At 72.2% G+C, this 3070-nt stretch carries 3 protein-coding genes and 1 pseudogene; all 4 read left to right on the forward strand.

The genetic code is table 11. The annotated features are described in order from the left end of the window. The first annotated feature begins 38 nt into the window (after positions 1-38). Positions 39-365: a DUF742 domain-containing protein gene (locus tag AB0J52_RS34070; RefSeq protein ID WP_500187007.1), complete on the forward strand. Its 327-nt coding sequence runs from the start codon at positions 39-41 to the stop codon at positions 363-365. A 40-nt stretch (positions 366-405) separates the two neighbouring features. Then, entirely contained in the window at positions 406-954 is a 549-nt protein-coding gene (locus AB0J52_RS34075; RefSeq protein ID WP_500187008.1) for a GTP-binding protein, read from the forward strand. A 413-nt stretch (positions 955-1367) separates the two neighbouring features. After that, the gene (locus tag AB0J52_RS34080) at positions 1368-2162 is read left to right on the forward strand and encodes an SGNH/GDSL hydrolase family protein (protein WP_500187006.1); all 795 of its coding nucleotides are present in this window, start codon (positions 1368-1370) and stop codon (positions 2160-2162) included. Between the two features lie 79 nt (positions 2163-2241). Then, positions 2242-3070, forward strand: a pseudogene (locus tag AB0J52_RS34085) (hypothetical protein); the annotation flags it as partial.

The following is a 3070-nucleotide window of genomic DNA, read 5'->3' on the forward strand; positions in this document are numbered from 1 at the left end:
GGCACGGGGGCGGTGACTCCGGCGGCGACACCAGCTCGCTGGTCCGCCCCTACGCGGTCACCGGCGGCCGGACCCGGCCCCGGTACGACCTCGCGATCGAGGCGATGGTGACCGCCGCGCCGCATCCGCCGCGCGACGTCTCCGCGCTGACCCCGGAATACCGGGCGATCATGGACATCTGCCGGACGGCACGGTCGGTCGCCGAGGTGTCGGCGCTGCTGCGCCTTCCGCTCGGCGTCGCACGCGTCCTCGTCGCCGACATGGCCCTGGAGGGCCTGCTCCGGCTGCACCAGTCCCGCCCGGCGGGCGCGCAGCCGGACATCCGACTGCTTGAGAGGGTTCTGAGTGGGCTTCGGAAGCTATGACCAGTCGTCGGCTGCGGCCGCGCCCGGGGACGGGCCGGAGCTGACCTCGGTCAAGATCGTCGTCGGCGGCGGCTTCGGCGTCGGCAAGACCACGTTCGTGGGCTCGGTGTCGGAGATCATGCCGCTCACCACCGAGGCCGTCATGACCGCGGCCAGCGCCGACGTGGACGACCTGTCGGCGGTGCCCGACAAGACGACCACCACCGTGGCCATGGACTTCGGCCGCGTGTCGCTCGACAGCGAGCTGATCCTGTACCTGTTCGGCACCCCGGGCCAGCACCGCTTCTGGTTCATGTGGGACGACCTGGTCAAGGGCGCGATCGGCGCGGTCGTGCTCGTCGACACCCGGCGGCTGGCCGACTGCTTCGCCGCGGTCGACTACTTCGAGGAACTCGGCCTGCCGTTCGTCGTCGGCGTCAACGGCTTCCACGGCGAGTTCCAGTACGCCGTGGAGGACATCCGCGAGGCCCTGTCGGTGAGCTCGCACGTGCCGATCGTCGAATGCGACGCACGCAACCGCGAGTCGACCAAGGCCGTCCTCATCACGCTGGTGCAGCACGCGTTGTCTATGGTGGGCTCCGCCCACTGAGCCTCCGGCTCCGCGCCCTCGCCTTGCGGCTCGGGCGCGGAACCGGATGCTCTGCGAATGCGGCATCGCTTCGCGATCAACCGCGTGAGGGGGGCTCGCCTTCGGCGTTGCCCCCCTCGCGCGGTTGGTCTCGCATTCGCGCCGGTTGAGCTTGTCGCGTGGTGTAGCCCGTGCGGGGTTCTGCTCCGCGTGCCGGTCCTTGCTTCGCGTGCGGTTCCGTTTCGGGTGTCGGTCCCTGCTCTGTGTGCGGTTTCCGCTCCGTGGGAGTCCTGCTCTGCGTGCGGTTGGTCCTCCGCGTGCGGTCATCACCTTGTGTTTTTGGGTGGTCACTACGGTCGCGTAGGGAAATATGCACGCTGCACTATTGGTTCCTAGCTGATCGAACTACTTGGACCTGCGCTAGGAACGGCTTTATGGGTGACGCGAAGAGTATCGGTACGTTCGTCGCGATCGGGGACAGCTTCACCGAGGGGCTGAGCGACCCGGTGCCCGGGGAGAGCGACGTGTTCCGGGGGTGGGCCGACCGGGTCGCCGAGCACCTCGCGGCCGTGAACCCGGAACTGCGGTACGCCAACCTCGCGGTGCGCGGGAAGCTGCTGCGCCAGATCGCCGAGGACCAGGTGCCCCGTGCGGTCGAGCTGAACCCGGACCTCGTCACCTTCTGCGCGGGCGGCAACGACATCATCCGTCCGGGCGGCGACCCCGACGCGCTCGCGGTCGTGTTCGACGACGCCGTCCGCAAGCTGCGCGGGACGGGCTCGCGCGTCGTGCTGTTCACCGGCTTCGACCCGCACGGGCTGCGGTCGGGACGGCGCATCCGCGGCAAGGCCGCCACCTACAACATGCACCTGCGCGCCATCGCCGACCGGCGCGGCTGCGACGTGGTGGACCTGTGGGCGCTCATGCCGATCTTCAACGACCCGCGCGCCTGGTTCGAGGACCGGCTGCACCTGTCGTCGGAGGGGCACCGCCGGCTGGCGCTGCGGGTCGCCGAGGTGATCGGCGTCCCCGCGGACGGCGACTGGCGCGAGCCGTGGGCGCCGGTCGACGCGGCGGACTGGCTGACCCTGCGCCGCGAGGACGTGCACTGGGCCCGCACCTACCTGCTCCCGTGGATCGGCCGCCGCGCGACGGGGCGCTCGTCCGGCGACGGGCGGTCGGCCAAGCGGCCGGAGGCGCTTCCGCTGCACCGCGAACGCGTCGGCTGACCAGGGCCGGGTCGCAGGACGGTCACGGAAAGTGCTGTGAAGGCGGTTCGCGGCGTTCTGTCATAAGTACAGTGCTGTCGTGAGCTCCCCCCGGCTTCCGTCCCACCTTCAGCTGCTTCTGACCGACGAACCCGTTCTGGACGTGTACGCGTCCAAGCCGTGGCGGGTTCCCGACGGGCTGTACGAGGAGATGCGCGAGCGCGCCGTCGCCTTCAACGCCGACGAGCGGGCGGTGGTGCTGACCCGGCGGCTCAGCGACTTCTACGGGGCGAAGACGTCCGTGGCGGGGGCCGAGCTGTGGTCGCTGCTGACGTTCCTGCTGGGCGCCGGCGCGGTGCGCGCGGGCAGCCGGGGCGACGTCGACTTCGAGCTCCTCGGCGACCTGCTCGCCGACCCCGAGGTCCCCGTCCGGCATCCGCTCGCGTGGTTCTCCCAGGGCGGGCGGTGGCGTCCGCCCGGCCTGTGGCTCCCCGAGCCCGCCGGGGAGGACCCCGACCGCCGGGCCGTCATGTTCGAGCTGGGCCGCGCCGCCCTCGACGTCCTCGCCGGGCTCGCCCCGCTGGAGGAGCGGCGGCTCGCGCTGGCCGGGCTGTTCGACCGGTTCGAGCAGCGGCCGGAGCTGCGCGAGCTGGCGATGACCACCCCGCGCGACCGGCTGGAGCAGGTCTGGGCCGCCGAGCTGACCGAGGACGAGCTGGCCGTCCTGCCCGAGCTCGCCGGGCCGGTCGGCTACCTCACCTGGGCCTGCGAGGGCCTCGCGGCGGCGCACGCCCGGCTGCCGGACGCCGAGCCGTTCGAGGTCGCGCTCGCGCGGCTGCTGGTGGCCGGCGAGGTCACCGAGGCGCCCGCCGAGCTGGCCGTCCCGCTCGGCGCGGACGGGTACGGCGACGTCTCCGCCCGGCTCGCCG

The sequence above is a fragment of the Spirillospora sp. NPDC049652 genome (assembly GCF_040675125.1).
Classification (GTDB): domain Bacteria; phylum Actinomycetota; class Actinomycetes; order Streptosporangiales; family Streptosporangiaceae; genus Spirillospora.

Coding starts and splice junctions, on each gene's coding strand:
- AB0J52_RS34080 (WP_500187006.1), top strand. CDS start 1,368: ATGGGTGACGCGAAGAGTATCGGTACGTTCGTCGCGATCGGGGACAGC.